The following is an 18228-nucleotide window of genomic DNA, read 5'->3' on the forward strand; positions in this document are numbered from 1 at the left end:
CTTAAAAGATAATGCTGGCCGATTTCGACAGCAACCAAATCACGGCAACCAACAGCACCACGCCAACCACGACGATGGCGCCAAATTGGGTCCAGGTCGATTTGCCATCCCGCACTTCGGAAAAAGTTTCGACGGCGGCCGAGGCGACCTTAAAGAACGCCACTGCCGAGAGGATCAACCCACCAATCACAATGCCATCCTGCGCGTACCCTTTCGCCTGTCCCAGCAATCCGCCTCCGCCACCACTTTTGGGCGGTTCAATAGCGGGCAAATCGGCCCAGGCTGATTCACAGGAAAATCCGAATAACAGCATGAATGTACTGAGCCGTGTCATCAGGTTTGTGCTGATACGTCGGCAGACGGTAAAAATGTGCTTCATGTTCTATCTATTCCTTTTCATCATGTTCGCTGCATTAACTGGCAAACATCCAAATAGCCACGACCAGCAATACCGCGGTTCGAAGGGCAAACTGGCTGAGGGTCTGATTACGCACTTTTTCATTTGCCCAGCCATTCCAGACATCTACCGCCGCCCAGGCCGCCCAGAAAAACAAGGTGGCTAAGAAAAATCCGACACACACCAGATACAAAAAAGTGATATCAAAGTGCCCGGATGCCACTTCAAAGGCATTGCGTTGCGCCTGCGTCATTGCGGGTTTTCCTGACGGTAATAGCCGGATAAGGTGCCTGACTCACGAGGTTGGGCACGGGACGGAGTAAGGTAGTGATCGATACCGGCTTTGATGGTATTGAGATCGGCTTTGATGCGCGGATAATCAAAGTCATAACGAGGGCGTTTTGCTGTGTCAGACTGATTTTCTGCGATGCTTGCGCGTTCCAGTGCCATTTGCACCTGCTCAATCAGACGCTTTGCACTCGCCAGTTCGTCTTTTTCGGCCGCATGAGCCCGTGGCATACATAACACAGCCAGCCCCAGCAGGCCGACAGAACAAGATAGCGAAAAGCCACCGCGCATAAATATTCACCTCGTCATGGATTTCAAAATGCCGAGGATGCGGTGTTTTTTAAATCCGATCAGCAATAAACTCTTTATGCTTTGATGAAAATTAGCTAAATAGTCTGACTAATTTATTGGGTTAACGGTTTAATAATGAAGGAAGATACATGCTGCGAAGCTACTGGAAGCCAATAGCGACGATGAATCCGGCACGGAAATAGCTTATACCGAACAGGACGGCCCAGCGTTTTTGTTTTATATCGCCGATATTCCCACTCTCGTGCGTAGCGTGCTGCCTAGTTTTCATCACACGCTACGTAAAGCAGTCAGCCAACGGCTGGGCAGGCAGTACTGGATAAATCACTGCGAACACTGTGGCGCACAGCAGAATGATACCGACATGTTTGCGGAAGTCGGTGGCGCATTTTTCCCGGCCTCCAAAGAGCAGGCGGCGGCTATTCAGCTTCACCGTATTGATCAGCCGTTTGTGGGATATTGTGAAGATATCTCATATCATCACTACCATTTTGATCCGAAGCTGGATAACCGAATCTGTAAATCCTGTGACTGGATTGAATCCATGACGCTCATTGAAGTTAACACCAGCGACGTATTGTGTTTATTGCATTAATCTAATTATCCCTTTACATTAATGATAAATAACTAAAAGGAAAATATTTATGTCTATATATTCATTTTGGAATAACAAGGGTGGCACAGGAAAAACAAGTTTAGCATTTCAGTCTATCTGTAGTTTTGCAAAAAAGCATCCAGACAAAAAAATATTGGCCGTTGACTTATGTCCACAAGCAAATATCTCTGAATTATTTCTTGGCGGACAAGAAAACAATGGAAATAATCAACTACTGATCGCTCATGAAAACATACCAAGAAAAAGTATTGGTGGATACTTCGATAATCGACTTTCATCGCCATATTCTCCATCCAATTTTATACCACAGGATTACATCCTAACACCATCATCAGTAAATAGTAACATTCCTGACAATGTTGATTTAATTTGCGGTGATCCATTAGTTGAACTACAAGCAATAGCAATGAATACATTAGCTAATGCTAATTTGCCAGGAATAAATTCATGGTTAGCAGTCATTGACTGGCTAAAAGATCTATTAGTCAAGACTAATGATTATTATGACGATGTATTTATTGATACCAACCCAAGCTTTGCTATGTATACACAAATAGCATTAGCCGCATCAGAATATATTATTGTTCCAGTAATGGCAGATGACTCATCACGTAGAGCTCTACAGAATGCCTTATCACTCATATACGGTATAAGCCTTCCATCCCCTATTTATTCAAAATTTACATTTTCTTTTCTCATGAATGAAGCAGGTAGAACTTTACCTAAAATTCATTTAGTCGTAAGAAACAGAATTACTCAATATATGGGTGATGCATCAGCATACCAAGCAGTACTAACAGGAATTAACGATGATTTAAATACAGCCATCCAAAATCATAAAAAATATTTTTCCTTTAAAAAATCCAAGGATGGAATTATTAGTGTCAGAGATTTCCAAACAACAGGAGTTGTTGCATTTGCTAGGGGCTGCCCTTTTTCAGAAATGAAACCAGGAAGACTTTCAGTTAATGGAAAATCAATTCAGGTAAACAAAGAAAATCTTGATAAAGTTCGAAATGCCATTAGTGAGTTGGTTGAAAAAATCTAGTCTAAATGCATTTTTACTAAACAGAATGGCTCACATATAAATCAATTCATAGTGAGCTAACTATATTTTGTCTATCACTTCCTTTAATTATTTTAACAGGGTGAGAGCATGAATGTTATTAAAATGAGATAACTGATTGAAAATGACTTTTTGACACAGACAGATATATTTATTTTTGTGAAAAATAAATATATTATTGCTAACAAATATTATTTATTCAGAGTAAAAAACGTTCATGCTCTTACCCTGCTTATTTTAATAATAGGTGATCCTGATTGATATCAATAAGAATCATATAATAGATCTTGATTTAAAAAATAAACGCGAAAAATAGAACTGTCCACAATATTCAACTAGATCAAATTCAGTACAATAATCATTTCTGACGCGCCGCTGAGCGGCTTGTCTGCTGACGATGAAATACAAAACCAAAACCCGTTTTGCATTTCATCGTCCAGCACCAATTCTCATATATACTTCTTAAACATCGACGTTGTGATCACTACCGCCATCCCCAGTATTATCGCCGCTGGCAACAATATCACCGTGGGATACACCACATCCGGCCAGGATAAATACAGCACACAAGGAATGGTGCAGGCCGGTTTAATCCCTCGCTTGGCATGATGATAAACAAAACTGGATTCATACCCCGCGCCATAACGGCGTAAATCCCGCCGTCCCAATCCGTCAACCAGTGCGACTAAAATCACCATCACAAACAGGGGGACGGATAACAGCAGGATCGCCAGCCGGATCAACGTCACCATCGTGATAAACACCGTGGCCAGCCCATATTCCCGCAAATAATCCGATACCCCCTGCAATACTGCATTGAATTCACGCATAAAATCATTGCGGCTATTGACCTGATATTGCCGTTGCCCCTGTATCCAGTGCATAAAACCACTGTCGACAAAAATCCATTGATACGCCTGTGCCAGCCAGTCAGAAACCGTTTGTGAGGGGTTTAACAACAACAGGCTTTGGGTAAACTCCGTCGATAAAAATTGCAGTTCAGTGTTCATCATCGTCTGGCTGTGAGCAAAGCCCTCGTCCGGCCAGAAAAAAGTCATACCAAGATATTCCAGTAACAAACTGAATAGCCACGACATCACAATAAAGCCAGTGAGTTGCCACGGCCATTCCCATAACAGGCGATACAACAGCCCATGCTTACGAGGTGGTTGGGAAGCGGGGCGGGATTGATTTTCTGACTGTGCCATGACGTGAAATTACCCCTACTCTTCCCACCAGTTTTCACGGGTGCGGTAGTGCCGTCGCATACGCTCGGCGATTTTCTGCAAACTTGCCGGCATCAGGGCATCATCGTCATCGCCGGTTGGCAAAGGCATGCGAATCTTCCACAACTGTCCGCCTTCCAGTAGGGCAAACGCCTGTCCTTTCGGCAGGTTAATCATCTCAGCAGGCGTCACCAGCGGTGTTTTGACTGTGCCGACCCTGTCCTGCGTGGACGAGGTGAAATCCTGCCCCTGTTCAACATCGGCGATATCAGAATGCCCTGAGACCAGGGTCTTACTGTAGATTTCCACTTCGGGCAGCTGGCTGGTAAGTAACTCCGCCGTCCGATTATCCCGCACCCGCAACATAACCAAGGTATTGAAGTTACCAATCACTTGTGCGGTTTTAGCCGGGCTACCGATGCGGGCTTCAATATCCGATGAGGTCTGGGTATAGGCCGTCACCTGCATGCCCGCACCGCCACCTTTGTTGATTAGCGGGATAAACTCATCGCCCATCAGTTCATTGAATTCGTCACAATGCAGGTTAATCGCGAGCTTCCCGTCATGGCGCACTGGCAAGCCCGCATTCATGCCATATTTATAAATCTGCCCGGCTACACTGACCAAATCCGCAAACATGCTATTGCCCACCGCCGAGGCCACATCGCTGTCAGACAGCGCATCCAACCCGATATAGACAATGCCGTTCTTGCGGATCACCTGTTCCCAGTCGAAGATGGGGCGCAAATCTGCCATATTGAGATAATCCGGTGATAACAGCTCAGCAATTTTACCCGTGGTCAGCTTTTCCAGCAGGGGCAGCAAAGAGGCGACAATTTTATCAAAATAGGTACGGTCATAACGCACGGCAGTACGTAATCCGTCCAGAATCGGGTCATAGAGTTGCTTACCCGCTTCTGAACTCAGCGTGACTTCCATTGCCCAGAGCCGGAACGCATCAGGCTGCCCCTGCATATTGCGCGGGATATCTTTTTCTTTCAGTTTACCGAGGTAATGGTTAATTTGTTCCAACAGAGCTGGTTGCCTGTCTTCCATCACTTTAGTGGCATACAGCTGATACAGTTCGCTGATATTATTGACGTAACGCGTGATAAGCGTGTAATCCGGCCGGTGCCCCAGTGCAACTAACGCGCGGGCGACAATATTGACAAACCGCCAGGCAAACTCACGAAATGCCGCACTGTTCCCTTCACCACTCAATTGTCCCGCCAGACGGGAAGCGACTTCCGAAACCCGGCCAAACCGCCCGACGGCATTATAACGCGCCGAAATTTCCGGCCAGCCCAGATGAAAGAGAGAAAGCTCATTGCCACGCCCAGCCCGGTGCGCTTCCGCCCAGATACGCCTTAACAAATCAGCATCACCTTTGGGATCAAAAACAATCACTACCTCACCGCGCCGAATATCCTGCATAATGAGCAATTCAGCCAGCCGGGTTTTTCCCACCCGGGTAGTACCCATCACTAAGGTATGCCCGACCCGTTCGCGCAGATCCATAAACACCTCGGCTTCCTGTGGTTCAATACCGTGGATCACAGGATTGCCGCCCACCGGAGGCAGTGGTCGCACCGGATTTAACGGCGAATCTTTGCGTAACAACGCTGATAACCTAGGCCAGCGGTATTCGGTACGGCGTTCCAGTACCCGGACAAGCTGATAGAACCGGGATGGCTGCACAAATCGTTCGACCTCTGGTCGCCGCGTATCCTGCAAACGCTGGGTATGCTTCTGCTGCCAGCGAAATCCCCTGCCCAGAAACAAGCGCTGATGACTGACGGGAATTTGCTTTGTGCTCATCAGGTAGCGTGGCAGACGGCGCAGGTTTCGGCGATAGCGGATAACCTGAATGCCCTGCCACGTGCGGATCATCGACAATATTGCAAAACCACCGGCCATCACATAACTGATTGACGGTGCCAGTGCAATCGCCCACGGTGCCCGGATGCAGATAAATGCCGCCACAGCTGAAACGACAGCAGTATTCAGTTCTACCGCCGGACGCAGCAAGGCTTCAACCACATAACGACGGCTCATAGTGAGGGTTGCTGTGTGAGTGTGCTTTCAGTGATCAGCACCGGATAATGTTGCAGTTGCAAACGACGCGCCAATTCTGAACCGGAAGCCGGCGATAACAGGATATCCGGTGCTAAGGTGCGCAATGACTGTAATCCTGCTATTGTACTGACATTAACAACCAGCCCCACCGCGTGCAATTGCGCAAGCCGTGCTGCATGCTGGCTTAGCCACTGACGTGAATCGGGATCATCGCCAATCAGAAATAACGCCCCAATGCCTGGTAGTTGCAGTGATCGGCTTGTTACCTTTCCCGGTGTCAGTTCCGGTGTTTTGACCGGCAACATGACCGCTTCACCCGATACTTCTGGCGAGAAATGTTGTGGTTGTACAGAACGATAACTCGGCTGGGCATTAATGCTTTCATAAAAGGGCGAAGCATCTTTGCCGCCTAAATCGGCAATCACGTTAAGTTCAGCCTGGCAAGTATGAATCCATAACAGACCGATGATAGGCAACAGGTTCAGCCGTTTCATTGTAATGACGTGATATGCCATCCCTGCTCCCCCTGTCGTAATAATACTGGCATCAGACCCTTGCCAAACCGGAACCAATACCCCGCATCATGATTCAGTGTAATTTGTCGATTATGTACCCGTTCCACAGGAATATGATGATCTTTGGCCCATTGCCGTAAAGTGTCATCATTACTTTGGCTGTCTACCAGATAGATATCAACGGGTTGCTTTGCAGCCAGGACTTCGGCCAAACGGGTTTCACATTGCGGGCAATCTTTGGCTCTGACAAACAATGCCAGCCGACCATTGGTCGCACTCGATTTTTCCATATTGACCGGCAATACATCCGGAAACAGCCGCTGCCAGGCGGCATCCACTTCCCGCTGGAAACGCAGCTCTTTTTCGGTACGGGCAAACTCTGACTTAACCCACTGTTCAGCATAACGGCGGCGCTCGGTATCGCTTTCGGCTTCAATACCTAATGTCGTTAACGGATCAAGCCCTGGCGACTGGATACCCCGTGGCCCACTCATCAGGTGCTGATAACGCTGATATTCATCGGCACTTAACTTCCACTGTTCAGGCTGACTTTTCAGGGATTGCTGCTGGCTTTCTGTCGTGTGCGTCTGCTGCGAAGCTAACGGTGTGGGTGTTGCTGCCCACACAGAATGGCTCAGCAGCAACCACGTCAATAGGCCTGTTCGGTGTAATTTCATCAACGCTCTCCCGACTGAGTGGGTTTAGCCGTAACCGGGAGTTTATAGCCCTGTCGTAAATGGTGGCAAACCACACGCTGTACCTCATCCACTTCCAGTTGCCAGGCCGGACCAGCCATCACCTGCAATGCCGTACGCAACCGAACGGGGCCTAACTGTGCGTGTACTGACGGCAGCGGCTGGCGATATAAGATTTCATTGGTGTTTTCAGGCGCACACAATGTGTAGCCGGATTGACGCAGTACATAACGCATGGCATCAGCCACCGTGGGGTTCAGAGAAGCAGGAATATGAACTTCAATCAATTGGGAAAGCGGATCACGCTGCACCGCTGTCGGGTTGGTACTGACCAGTACATAGCGGCCATAGCGGACGACTTCCTGCGCTGGTCCGTAAATATCCAGTGAAACAGTTTGAATGTTTTGTGTCCGCGTAACGGAAGGAAAAATTTCTTCTGTTGGTTGAGGCGAAGGGGTTACACAAGTCGTGCATCCGGTCAGCATGAGCGCGATCAGGCTCATTAACGCATTTATTTTCATTCCGGTCAGGTTCCTGCTCAGTCATCAATAGCATCGACTATGCAGGGAACCCGGTAATTTATTCAATGAACAACTCAATTGTATTTGCTGAAAATTAATATGCCGAAACAGACGTTATTAAGTGTCAATGTGATGGTTTTTATCAGTGGGTTATTCAACCGCTGGCGGGTTTTCATTAACCGACTGACGTATTTTTCGTTCAATAAAATTGCCGTAGTCATCGAAATAACGGCTGGGCCAGATTTCAGCGGGTTCCATTCCCAAACGGGTCGCGATGATCAGTTCCCCTTTAGGCCATGAACGGGACAGGGTATTTGCCAGAGTGGAAGAACTGAGTCCCGATTCGCGGGATAAAGCGGCGAGTGTCGTACCACGTTTGCGTAATGCACAAATAATTTCGGCTGGGTGCCAGTCTTTCTGAGTGTGAATCATCGTCATACCTGCTTCCCCTTCTGTAGATTATTGGTGGTAGCTCAGACAGGGTTTGCGATACCGGAGTTATCAGCCGGCGAGACATGAGTCTCCCCTGCCTGAACCACCATAGAAAGGATGATAGCAGGCGCACTGGTAGAAACTACCTACCAGTGGATAACAAACGAGGTCGCAAATCCCCGACTATCGGATTTTGCCGATAGCTTTTTCACTTTAACGAATTCCGTTATCTAATTCAATAATCGAACAGGTAAGTCCAATAAGTAAATAGGGTAAATAAAATAACCAATATTGGAAAATGAACTTAAATATCAACACAATAAATTCAATATATTGCCATGATATTCAGGATAGTAAACGAAAAAATATCTATTAATGGTTATTCACATGTTACTCATCAGGATCAAAAAAGGCCCCTTTAGGAGCCTTTTTTGAAAGATATTCTTCACACACCGACCATCACAAGGAGTAGGGGCGGGTGCTTACACAAGTAGAGTTTCCCCTGGTTGCAGATTATATAACACGCAATAAAATACGTCAATGTATGTGATCGGTCCTGTGAATCTGAACAAAACAAACGGTATACTGTGCCAAATTCATAAAGGACGCCGTAAGATAATGACTATTGAAGCAATTACCCAATCACTTTCCGCCTCCAGATTTGCCACTTATCAGTCACCTATTCTTGGCGGGAAATCCCCTGAACAATGTTTAGGTGTTTATTTATGGAATAAACAACTGGCCAGTGCTTTCTTACCTGCGTTACAAGTCATTGAAGTTTCATTACGCAACGCCCTCTATCAGTCTTATATTCACTATGAAGAAGAACGGATTGAACGCAATTTTGCCAGCCATGTTTGGGCAGAGAAAAAATCCCAAATAGACCGCCATTGGTTCGTCAATGCGTTCACACAACGGAATAATCCCGGTGCTTATAAAGGCATTCAGGCAGCCATAAACCAGTTAGAGAAAGAGAAAAAACCTCATACGCCTGAAAACATTATCGCCAAACTGACCTTTGGTTTCTGGGTTTCTATGGTCAGAAATGATTTTGATATTCAAAAAAAACCTTACTTGGTACTTTGGCCCCATTTGAGAGGTTCAGTTTTCCCAAACGCATTAAATACACAAACAGGCCGCCCATTATCGATTAACAGCATTGGTAATGAGCTAAAAGAAATTAACAAAATTCGTAACCGGCTCTCTCATCATGAACCTCTGTGGCGTGATCAAAAAGCGTATCAGGTTGAAGATATTGTCAATAAAGTGATTGAGCATTACGAACGTTGTTTAAAAGTTATTGATTGGATCAACCCTTCCAATCTCAAACTATTAGATATTATTGAAAATAATCAAAAAATGGCAGAGTTATGCAGCCTTCATTCACTCTGGAAAAATAAACAGCTTCCGGAAGGAATATCATCACTGCACATCAATAAAGATTGGAGAAAATGAGTCATTTTAGACGCTTCTCATACCGGGGAAATTGTTCATATTTCGGATAATCACATTTTAATAAAAAGCAGAAAAGATAAGGCGATATTTTTTGGAAGAAAAGAAGAACTTCATGATGAAATTGATACATATCAGCAATATGATTTAGTGAAATATTACCCAGAATCAAGCACTGGACGTTATTCCAATGCAAAAAAGATTATCAAAGTGTAATTTGTCATTTAATGACTTCAATTTTGACTTACCGGAGATGTGAAATTTCTCATGACGCTATCAAGCTCAAGACTGGGATTATAAATAAAGAATTCTCCTTTCATCAGAATCTGAGCATTTCGCTGTGCACCGGTATATTCTATATGATTACCATTACGGGTGATGCTAAATTCAGATATCCCAGATAAGTGTTCAATATTGACTATAGAATTATCGTTATAAGAATGATATATGTGACTTGCAACAGTGCCAGAAAAACAACAGGCGGCCGCTAAACAACAACCACCGGATACAGCAATAGATGAATGTACACTTTTGGGAGTAAGATATCTGATGTTAATGTCGCCTCTATCTAGGGGAGGCGAAATAATGGCAACTTTAGGCTGTGTTATAGACTGTTTTAGATCCGTTTCACTCATCACTGTTCCGTCTTTCTTAGTAATTCCCATCTTAGCACCCATGCCAACCCTTACTTCCATAATCTTGTCTTGTAGTGCCTTATTATTTTCAATTTCATCGGCATTTTCGTAACCAGTGATCCCTAAACTTTCTGCGTTGATAATGATCATCGGCACAACAACGTCTATGCAGGTAAGTAGAATATTATTAAATGAATCAATTAAATTCCCGGTAGGAAAAATAGATTTTGTCTTTGAACATGCTGGGTCTTTAAAGGAGACGTTAACTTCGGGGAAATCGCCAATAACACCCGGTATATCTGTTAATTGGTATTTAGGAGATACATCAGGCATTGTGCATACAATATTTTTATGCGTATTTGTGTTATAAATATTCAACTTACCATCCGGCATTAGCAATTTTTCTTCGGGTAAATCTCTTATAACCAATGGGATAGATGAGGTCATATTCCCACAATTAATATCCCACGACACGGTATTACTGTCTTTTTCAAGCTGTGCAAAAGTGCTAATCACCTTTTTAGACTGATAATCTATATCAATGATAAAAGCTTTATTGCTTGTTGTTTTTTCTCTACCTAATCCATGCAATTGTTTATTATTTTTAATTTCTCCATCTAAAGGCACTCCCATTATATGCCTAATAATTTCTTCTTTTACCTTTTTCTCTTCTGGTAAATGTTTCTGTAGCAAAACTATACCAGTGGAAGTTCCACCTCTGACATAATAGAGTGGTATCTTAATTGGGCGGGATATATTTTTCATAAAATCACCATTGTGAAATCAATATTTTTTTAAAGGTCTTAATATGGATTCGACCGTATCCACATCTCTTTGATAGGCTAAACCATAATCCCAATTTTTCTGAAAAGTTTTATTGTGATAAGTATCAAACAATCTATCCCAGACAGTAAATATAAATGAATAATTTGTATTGCTATTTTTGTACCCTTTATCATGATGAACTTCATGAAATCTCGGCGTTGTAATTAAATAAGATAATAATTTTTCTGCTTTAATGGGGAACCTAATTCTTGAGTGGTGAAAAATGGCAATAATGTATCCAAAAACAGAATGAACCAAAATGGTTTCTAACGATATTCCTAATAGGGAAATTATTACTAAATTAAAGAACATGTGTAAGATTAACTCTACAAAATGTACCCTCAGCCCTGTTGTGGCATCTAAAATCTCATCAAGATGATGAATTTCATGAAATCTCCACATAAATTTATATTTATGACTCATGCGATGAAATATGTAACCTGACAGATCAAGGATGATAACACCTATGAATATATCTAATAAAGATGAAATATTCCCAGTATAAGATAATACATGTGTTAAAGGATGGTGGCTTGCATAAAAAACAACAGGAGCTATGAATAAAATAGATACCACTCTTGTCAAGAAAAAATTAAAAAAGTTATTTTTCCAATGACGATTATATTTATCAGGTGTGTAATCTATTCTTATGTAAACAATAATGTCAGTGATGAAAATAAATAAAAACCAAAAAAAAAAGAATATAATCAATCATCATACACCTTTCACTTTATTAAAAAACCTCGAAAGTGTACTTAATGACAAATCAACAAGACATAAATAAAAAACAAATAAATGCAAGGTATTAATAATACATTAAAATCCTATCAATGTCTTAAATGAGTCAGGTCGGGATCTCACCTTTTTTATATAGTTATTATGGATAAAAAAATCTATTGGCTTAATAAATAAACAAGCCCTGTTAAAACAGGGCAATATGTTGATAATAATAAAAAAACACTCAGAACGGGATCTCATCCCACTCCATTTCCTCCGTTCCTTCCGGCAACGCTGAACACTGCGCCATCTGAGTGGGTGCACTTTCCTTTTTAGCCGGTTGAAAGGGCTGGGGCTTCTGAACTGGTTTCCGTGCGCTCTGCGGCGCAGCCACTGGTTTTGCATCGCAACGGCTGCCCAGCATCTGCATGGTGCCGTTCACATTGACCACCACTTCCGTTGAATAGCGATCCTGCCCTTGTTGGTCTTGCCACTTGCGTGTCTGCAACTGGCCTTCAATGTAGACCTGAGCCCCTTTTTTCAGGTACTCCGCTGCAATTTCTGCTAATTTGCCGAAGATCACCACCCGGCGCCATTCGGTTCTTTCCCGGATGTCGCCGGTTTGTTTATCCCGCCAGTTGTCTGACGTGGCCAGTGACAGCGTTGTCACCGTGCCACCCGTTGGCAGGTAACGGATTTCCGGATCCTGCCCCAGATTACCCACTAAAATAACCTTATTGATTCCGCGCGAAGACATGCTGATTTCCTCCCTGTTACGCTGACTGACGTTGTGTCCAGCGCCCTTGTTTCAGCGCCAGTTCTGCCTGCGCACGGCTGGCAAAATATTCGGTTGATTCACGGGAGCACGGAACGCCCGCCTCCATTGTGCCGATATAAAACCCCGCACGGCTTTGTAACACAGCTAACGGTAACTGCTTATGGCAATATTGCAGTGCCAGCACACCAATCGGTGCAATATTCATGGCGATATCCTGTTGTCTTTAATAATCAAGGGACTGCCCTGAAACATCAGAGCAGTCGGTGGGGTAGACGGAATATCAGAATGAATTTTCTGCATATTCGGTTTGCGCAACACCGTTCTGGGGGGGTGCCGAATCAGACTGCTCGGCCTGATAGACTTTGTCCTGACCGATTTTGATCCAGTCCACTTTAATCAGACGGGCTTTCAGGCTGACGCGCTGTTCACCGGCATGGTCACCGCGTTTCAGGGTAAAAATATCAGTGGACGGGTTGCTTAAAGTGAAGCCCAGCAACACTTTTTTATCCTCGTCTACCGATTTCTGGCAACGGCCAATCAGACTGGTCGCTTCTTTACCAACCACCGTGATATCAAAACGCACATAGACCGGATTATCACTGGGACCATTTAACGCATTGATCACACAGCTCAGGAACGTGCCACTGGTGGTGCTGACATGACGGATATTATTCAGATAACCCAGTCCTTTGATATTCAGGTTGAAATAGTCGTTTTTGGTTAAGGCTGTGGTGTTCTCAGACATACGATGTTCTCCATGGAGGTAAAAATACGGTGTGACGGAGAAAACCCTATCCCTGACGGGAAGAGTTTTTCCCGCCGGGTGTCAGACATAGACGTTGCTGACGTTCTGATAAAGAATAAAAAAACCTTCATTGCCGTTGAACCGGCAATATCTGCTTCCAAAGGGGTGCAGATGTACCACGTTAATGCGCTCCCTTTCAGGCTACGGGAGTTTGGCAGCCACCCAGAGGCGATCGTTGCAGGCTCATCGATCTTCAGGAAACAGGCTGATTCTTCAGGCATCTCGTCAGCGCGTCAAACAACAACCAGATCTTCATGCGTTCTGATTTTTCCGCCGGGCTTTACGCGATTGGGCTACCGCTTTGTCATTCAGCATCCCCTTGCAGGCCGGATAGTTTACACAGCCCCAGAATGGCGAGGTTTTCCCCTGCCGCTGCCGCATCCGGCGGCCACAGTTCGGGCAGTCCGGGGTTTTCGGTAACGTCAGATGAAAGGGTTGGACTTTACCCCGTTCCACTAAATGCAACAGCCATTGCACCTGTTTCTGCATAAACACAGCCAGCGATGCTTTACCCTGCGCGATATCATCCAACGACTGCTCCCATAACGCGGTCATACCGGGACTAGTCAGCACCTCCGGCAGGCCGGCAATCAGCTCCTGCGCCAGCGAGGTTGCATGGACCGCTTTCTTTTTCCGCTCAATCAGCCGGCGTTTAAACAAGGTGTCCAGAATGCCGGCACGGGTCGCTTCCGTGCCTAGCCCGGCACTCTCACGCAGGACCTGCTTTAATTGCGGATCACTGACCAGACTGGCGGCATTTTTCATCGCAGCAATCAGCGTGCCTTCGGTAAACGGTGCCGGTGGCTTGGTCTGCAATGACCGGATGTTGGCTTCAATAATCTGACACCGGTCACCCTGATGCAGCACCGGTAAGGGCAAATCCGCTTCCTGTTCTGCTTGCTCTCCAGTTTCATCGGTAAACAGTGCTTTCCAGCCTGTCACAACATTCACCCGCCCTTTTACCCGGAAGCGTTGCCCGCCGATATCCAGTATCACATCAGTCACATCCGTTTCCTGCTCAGGCAGAAACTGCGCCAGATAATGCTGACGAATAAGCTGATAAACCCTGAATTCATCGGCCGTTAAACGGGTCATATCAAAGGGATGGCGTGTGGGAATAATCGCATGGTGGGCCGTAATTTTTTTATCATTCCAGATGCGGGAAACCCGTTGTCTGTCCAGCTTGCTGATCATATCGGCCATAGCCGGGTCCGTTCGCGCCAGAGCCGTCAGTACCACCGGAATATCCGCCTGCATGGGCACGGGCAGATATCCGCAATCCGTACGCGGATAAGTCGTCGCTTTATGGGTTTCATACAGAGACTGGGCAATGGCCAGTACCTGACTGGCACCCATGCCCCAGAGACGGGACGCCGTCTGCTGCAATGTCCCCAAATCAAAGCAGAGTGGTGGCGGGGTTTTCTCCCGTTTTTTGCTGACTGCCATCACCGTGGCTTGCATTGCCTGCTGACAACGTTGTTGTACTGCCTGCGCCACAGCCTCCCGGAGACAGCGGTTTTCGGCATCGCCATCCTCCGCGGCGGGCAGCCATTTCGCCTGAAAGTGGGTGTTGTCTTTTTCCAGCTTCACCATCACCTGCCAGTAAGGTTTCGGCACAAAGTGACTGATTTCTTTATCTCGGTTCACCACCAGAGCCAGCGCCGGGGTCTGTACCCGACCGATGGATAACACGTCCCCGAACCCCAGCGCCTGGGCTTTCAGGGTATACAAACGGGTCAGATTGATACCCGTTAACCAATCGGCGCGTGCCCGCCCCAGCCCTGCCTGATAGAGTGCTTCCGTCTGCTCACCCGGCAAAATTGACGCCAGTGCCTGCCGGATACTGGTTTCATCCAATGCCGACAACCACAACCGCCTGACCGAACCAGTGAAACGGCAATATTCCAGCAACTCACGGGCGATGATTTCCCCTTCACGGTCGGCATCGGTGGCGATAATCACTTCCTCCGCCTGTTTCAACAGTTGTTCGATGACGGCAAACTGTCCCGCTGTCGCTTCCTTCACCGACCACTGCCACTGCACCGGCAGCACCGGCAGCACCTCCAGCCGCCACGGCGGACCAAACTGCTCACCATAATGTTCGGGGGCGGCCACTTCCAGCAAATGCCCGATGGCCCAGGTCACCGTGATACCGACACCAAAGAGAAATCCCTGCCCACGTTGTTTTACGCCCAGAACGTTGGCAATGTCTTTGGCCTGAGAGGGCTTTTCACATAAATAAAGCTGCATCTGTTCACCTCCATTAACCTTGCACTGTGGAACGTAACGGGGAGGAGAACGCGGAACGCTGCTTGCCTGACAGAATATCGGGATGCGGCTCTCCCAGCAGTTTAATGGCATCCAGCCCTGCCTGAGTTTTCTCTGCAATATCCTGTCGGGTGACCGCCAGTGAACGGTAAGAGCGCACAAGACCGTAAATCTGGCGAATGGCACGGCTGCCGTTGTGCAGAAAGGCATCCCGCTCTGCACGTGAAATCAGCCCGTAATGAAAAACCTGAAACGTTTTCATCGCCAACTGGTCGTAACCAACCAGCAGCCAGACACAGCGATAACCTAATGGCGAATGACTGTAGACCCCAATATTCAGGGGTTCGACAGAGGAAACTGAGGATAAGGTGATCTGCTTTGGTACAGCATTCAGAGTATCCTGCAAGGTGGCAAGACTCTGTTGGAGATTGGTGGACGCAGCTTCCAGCTTCTGCTCCAGTTTCACCAGCCAGGCATCGGCATACGGATTATCGGCAGCGACATCCACACTAATGTTACCGGCCCGTTTGATCACCTGAGGCATCCCAAGGATCTCCGCAACCTGATGCATCTTGCTGATCTCTTCCCGCCGGCGCCCTGCCCACAGCCGGATAGCATAGTGAGTATGTAATTCAATCGTTAATGAAGAGGTTAAGACTCCGGCGCGCCGCTGCGGCTGGGATGCGGGTTTTTCTTCCAAATCTGACATGCACAAAGACTCCCATTTAGCCTTGATAAGTCAGTCAAACTATCAGGGCAAAGGAGGCTGAAATTCAATGGATAACCAATTATGGAGACAAAAAGAAAAACCGGCAGAATTAACCTGATGTTAAAAATTGATTCTTTTTCAATCAATGCTGGCAGTACCAGCAGTGTGTGATATTTATACAACAGAAACGCTAAAGTTCCAGCACAAAGATTGAATCTCTGAGTGTACCGGATTGTTGATGCCTGTTATCAAAAGGAGATAGCTATTCGGTTTCCGGAAAATGGTCTCAGCACCGAAGGAAAATGGTGATTCAGCTCCTCGCAGTTGTCGCTGAGGCTGAGCGTGAACGCATTCTTAAGCGTGCCAATAACGGCTGCCCTAAGGCAGAATTTCTTATTCGACGCGTTTTACATCAGGATGACGCTCTGTTGCTGCCTCATGGAAAATGTCTCCCAGCCAGCCCGGAATTTCGTCCTCAGTCATGTCGTCCGGAATAGCGATCTCGTAAACCCGGGAAAATTTGCGCTCTGTCAGATCTGCGCGGAACACCAGCCAGCGTTCGCCCTCTCGTTTGACCCCGATGTGTCGTCCAAACACGTTGTAGATCAGCATTATTAACCTCGCTCAAAGCAGACTGTCCGATTTGATTGTGTGCGGCCTGAAAAAACTGTCAGGTCAAATTTGAGCTAATACACCTAAATCTCCTGCTGATTCACTCTGGCTGAAAGCTGTGCCGCACTTTCTTTGCGTTCACTGTAACGATCAGCGAGATAATCACTGTGACCCCGGATAAGCAAAGTGAACTTCATCATTTCTTCCATAACATCCACAATGCGGTCGTAATAGGAAGAAGGTTTCATTCGCCCTGTATCATCAAATTGCTGCCATGCTTTGGCGATGGATGATTGATTCGGAATGGTAAACATACGCATCCAACGCCCCAAAATACGCATTTGGTTGAGTGCATTGAAGGATTGTGAGCCGCCACTGACCTGCATAATTGCGAGTGTTTTCCCCTGTGAAGGCCGTATCGCCCCTTCAGAGAGGGGTATCCAGTCTATCTGCGCTTTCATAATCCCCGTCATGGCACCGTGGCGTTCGGGAGAACACCATACCATCCCCTCAGCCCAGCGTACCCATTCTCTGAGTTCCTGCACTTTAGGATGGGTGTGGTGCATCGTCAGGCAATGGCAATCCTGAGGGATTGAAGATATGTACCTCTGCCCCCATCGTCTCCAGCAAACGAGCCGCTTCTTCTGTTGCCAGTCGGCTGTATGAACGTTCTCGCACTGAGCCATAGAGCATCAGAATTCTTGGTGGATGCTTAAGTTCAATAACACTAAATCGTTGTGCTGAAATTTCCGTATCAAATATCTCTGGTTTAATATTGTTTAACTTATTTTTAAATATGTTCATTGTTCCTCACGATCATTTTGCTATTCGGTAGCCCTGCTTATCAATAATTTTTTCACCGTCTTCTTTGGTGAATGCGCCTTTTTGCGGTTTCGGTAAAATATCCAATACAACCTCAGACGGGCGGCACAGTCGGGTATGGTTTGGCGTGATAACAATCGGCCGATTAATCAGGATAGGGTGTGCCAGCATGGCATCAATCAACTGGTCATCGCTGAATTTATCTTCCGTCAGACCCAGCGCTTCATACGGTTCTACATTTTTACGCAGCAGCGCACGGGCAGTCATGCCCATATCTGCTATCAGTCTGATCAGTGTCTCACGGGAAGGCGGGGTTTCCAGGTACAAAATAACTTCGGGTTCGACGCCACTGTTACGGATCAGTTCCAGTGTATTGCGCGAAGTACCGCAGGCCGGATTATGATAAATGGTGATATCTGTCATCACTTGTTCTCTTTTAGTTTACCGGGTAGCCCGGACCACAA

Annotated in this window: 22 protein-coding genes and 1 pseudogene; 3 read left to right on the forward strand and 20 right to left on the reverse strand. The window is 46.2% G+C overall.

The window, feature by feature from the left end; all coding sequences use genetic code 11:
* Position 1: 1 nt before the first annotated feature.
* From Xvie_RS07280 to Xvie_RS07290, 3 genes are all read right to left on the reverse strand, one after another.
* Entirely contained in the window at positions 2 to 334 is a 333-nt protein-coding gene (locus Xvie_RS07280; RefSeq protein ID WP_244175543.1) for a TIGR03745 family integrating conjugative element membrane protein, read from the reverse strand.
* A 79-nt stretch (positions 335 to 413) separates the two neighbouring features.
* Complete coding sequence (locus Xvie_RS07285) at positions 414 to 650, reverse strand: TIGR03758 family integrating conjugative element protein (RefSeq protein WP_086108678.1); 237 nt, start codon at positions 648 to 650, stop codon at positions 414 to 416.
* A complete protein-coding gene (locus tag Xvie_RS07290) occupies positions 647 to 976 on the reverse strand; it encodes an integrative conjugative element protein, RAQPRD family (RefSeq protein ID WP_086108679.1) in 330 nt (109 codons plus the stop codon). The genes Xvie_RS07285 and Xvie_RS07290 overlap by 4 nt, the downstream gene beginning before the upstream one ends.
* Positions 977 to 1208: 232 nt before the next feature.
* Here Xvie_RS07290 and Xvie_RS07295 point away from each other — a divergent pair, with 232 nt between their 5' ends.
* Complete coding sequence (locus Xvie_RS07295; protein WP_244175530.1) at positions 1209 to 1589, forward strand: hypothetical protein; 381 nt, start codon at positions 1209 to 1211, stop codon at positions 1587 to 1589.
* A gap of 49 nt (positions 1590 to 1638) precedes the next feature.
* Entirely contained in the window at positions 1639 to 2658 is a 1020-nt protein-coding gene (locus Xvie_RS07300) for a ParA family protein (RefSeq protein WP_086108680.1), read from the forward strand.
* Between the two features lie 467 nt (positions 2659 to 3125).
* Here the strand turns inward: Xvie_RS07300 and Xvie_RS07305 are convergent, their stop codons facing one another.
* From Xvie_RS07305 to Xvie_RS07330, 6 genes are all read right to left on the reverse strand, one after another.
* The gene (locus Xvie_RS07305; RefSeq protein ID WP_086108681.1) at positions 3126 to 3884 is read right to left on the reverse strand and encodes a TIGR03747 family integrating conjugative element membrane protein; all 759 of its coding nucleotides are present in this window, start codon (positions 3882 to 3884) and stop codon (positions 3126 to 3128) included.
* 15 nt (positions 3885 to 3899) lie between these two features.
* Positions 3900 to 5957, reverse strand: coding sequence for a type IV conjugative transfer system coupling protein TraD (traD, locus tag Xvie_RS07310; protein WP_086108682.1), 2058 nt, complete (start codon positions 5955 to 5957; stop codon positions 3900 to 3902).
* Positions 5954 to 6493 (reverse strand): integrating conjugative element protein, encoded by a 540-nt coding sequence (locus tag Xvie_RS07315; RefSeq protein ID WP_086108683.1) that lies wholly within the window; start codon positions 6491 to 6493, stop codon positions 5954 to 5956. The genes traD and Xvie_RS07315 overlap by 4 nt, the downstream gene beginning before the upstream one ends.
* Positions 6469 to 7170, reverse strand: coding sequence for a TIGR03759 family integrating conjugative element protein (locus Xvie_RS07320; RefSeq protein ID WP_086108684.1), 702 nt, complete (start codon positions 7168 to 7170; stop codon positions 6469 to 6471). Before Xvie_RS07320 ends, Xvie_RS07315 begins: the two co-directional genes overlap by 25 nt.
* Positions 7170 to 7709, reverse strand: a complete 540-nt coding sequence (gene pilL2, locus Xvie_RS07325; protein WP_086108685.1) for a PFGI-1 class ICE element type IV pilus protein PilL2 — start codon at positions 7707 to 7709, stop codon at positions 7170 to 7172. The genes Xvie_RS07320 and pilL2 overlap by 1 nt, the downstream gene beginning before the upstream one ends.
* A 150-nt stretch (positions 7710 to 7859) precedes the next feature.
* Complete coding sequence (locus tag Xvie_RS07330) at positions 7860 to 8147, reverse strand: helix-turn-helix domain-containing protein (RefSeq protein WP_086108686.1); 288 nt, start codon at positions 8145 to 8147, stop codon at positions 7860 to 7862.
* A 612-nt stretch (positions 8148 to 8759) separates the two neighbouring features.
* Here Xvie_RS07330 and Xvie_RS07335 point away from each other — a divergent pair.
* Positions 8760 to 9596 carry an Abi family protein gene (locus tag Xvie_RS07335; RefSeq protein ID WP_339373943.1) on the forward strand — a complete coding sequence of 279 codons (837 nt, stop codon included), beginning with the start codon at positions 8760 to 8762 and terminating at the stop codon, positions 9594 to 9596.
* A 230-nt stretch (positions 9597 to 9826) separates the two neighbouring features.
* On the opposite strand, the gene Xvie_RS07340 is transcribed toward Xvie_RS07335, so the two are convergent.
* From Xvie_RS07340 to arsC, 11 genes and pseudogenes are all read right to left on the reverse strand, one after another.
* Positions 9827 to 10993, reverse strand: a complete 1167-nt coding sequence (locus Xvie_RS07340; RefSeq protein WP_086108687.1) for a PrpF domain-containing protein — start codon at positions 10991 to 10993, stop codon at positions 9827 to 9829.
* An 18-nt stretch (positions 10994 to 11011) separates the two neighbouring features.
* On the reverse strand, positions 11012 to 11764 hold the full coding sequence (locus Xvie_RS07345; RefSeq protein ID WP_086108688.1) for a sterol desaturase family protein: 753 nt from the start codon (positions 11762 to 11764) through the stop codon (positions 11012 to 11014).
* 250 nt (positions 11765 to 12014) lie between these two features.
* Positions 12015 to 12527: a single-stranded DNA-binding protein gene (gene ssb / locus Xvie_RS07350; protein ID WP_086108689.1), complete on the reverse strand. Its 513-nt coding sequence runs from the start codon at positions 12525 to 12527 to the stop codon at positions 12015 to 12017.
* 16 nt (positions 12528 to 12543) lie between these two features.
* Positions 12544 to 12753, reverse strand: a complete 210-nt coding sequence (locus tag Xvie_RS07355; protein ID WP_086108690.1) for a hypothetical protein — start codon at positions 12751 to 12753, stop codon at positions 12544 to 12546.
* Positions 12754 to 12828: 75 nt separating this feature from the next.
* The gene (locus Xvie_RS07360) at positions 12829 to 13293 is read right to left on the reverse strand and encodes an STY4534 family ICE replication protein (RefSeq protein WP_086108691.1); all 465 of its coding nucleotides are present in this window, start codon (positions 13291 to 13293) and stop codon (positions 12829 to 12831) included.
* Positions 13269 to 13574, reverse strand: coding sequence for a hypothetical protein (locus Xvie_RS20905; RefSeq protein ID WP_139838828.1), 306 nt, complete (start codon positions 13572 to 13574; stop codon positions 13269 to 13271). The genes Xvie_RS07360 and Xvie_RS20905 overlap by 25 nt, the downstream gene beginning before the upstream one ends.
* A gap of 31 nt (positions 13575 to 13605) precedes the next feature.
* Positions 13606 to 15603 carry a DNA topoisomerase III gene (locus Xvie_RS07365; protein WP_086108692.1) on the reverse strand — a complete coding sequence of 666 codons (1998 nt, stop codon included), beginning with the start codon at positions 15601 to 15603 and terminating at the stop codon, positions 13606 to 13608.
* Positions 15604 to 15616: 13 nt separating this feature from the next.
* Positions 15617 to 16330 (reverse strand): PFL_4669 family integrating conjugative element protein, encoded by a 714-nt coding sequence (locus tag Xvie_RS07370; protein ID WP_086108693.1) that lies wholly within the window; start codon positions 16328 to 16330, stop codon positions 15617 to 15619.
* Positions 16331 to 16723: 393 nt separating this feature from the next.
* Positions 16724 to 16942 carry a DUF7661 family protein gene (locus tag Xvie_RS07380; protein WP_086108694.1) on the reverse strand — a complete coding sequence of 73 codons (219 nt, stop codon included), beginning with the start codon at positions 16940 to 16942 and terminating at the stop codon, positions 16724 to 16726.
* Between the two features lie 83 nt (positions 16943 to 17025).
* Positions 17026 to 17746: pseudogene (gene arsH, locus Xvie_RS07385) on the reverse strand (arsenical resistance protein ArsH).
* A 12-nt stretch (positions 17747 to 17758) separates the two neighbouring features.
* The gene (gene arsC, locus Xvie_RS07390) at positions 17759 to 18187 is read right to left on the reverse strand and encodes a glutaredoxin-dependent arsenate reductase (protein WP_086108695.1); all 429 of its coding nucleotides are present in this window, start codon (positions 18185 to 18187) and stop codon (positions 17759 to 17761) included.
* Between the last annotated feature and the right edge of the window lie 41 nt (positions 18188 to 18228).

Source organism: Xenorhabdus vietnamensis, from assembly GCF_002127535.1.
GTDB classification, from domain to species: domain Bacteria; phylum Pseudomonadota; class Gammaproteobacteria; order Enterobacterales; family Enterobacteriaceae; genus Xenorhabdus; species Xenorhabdus vietnamensis.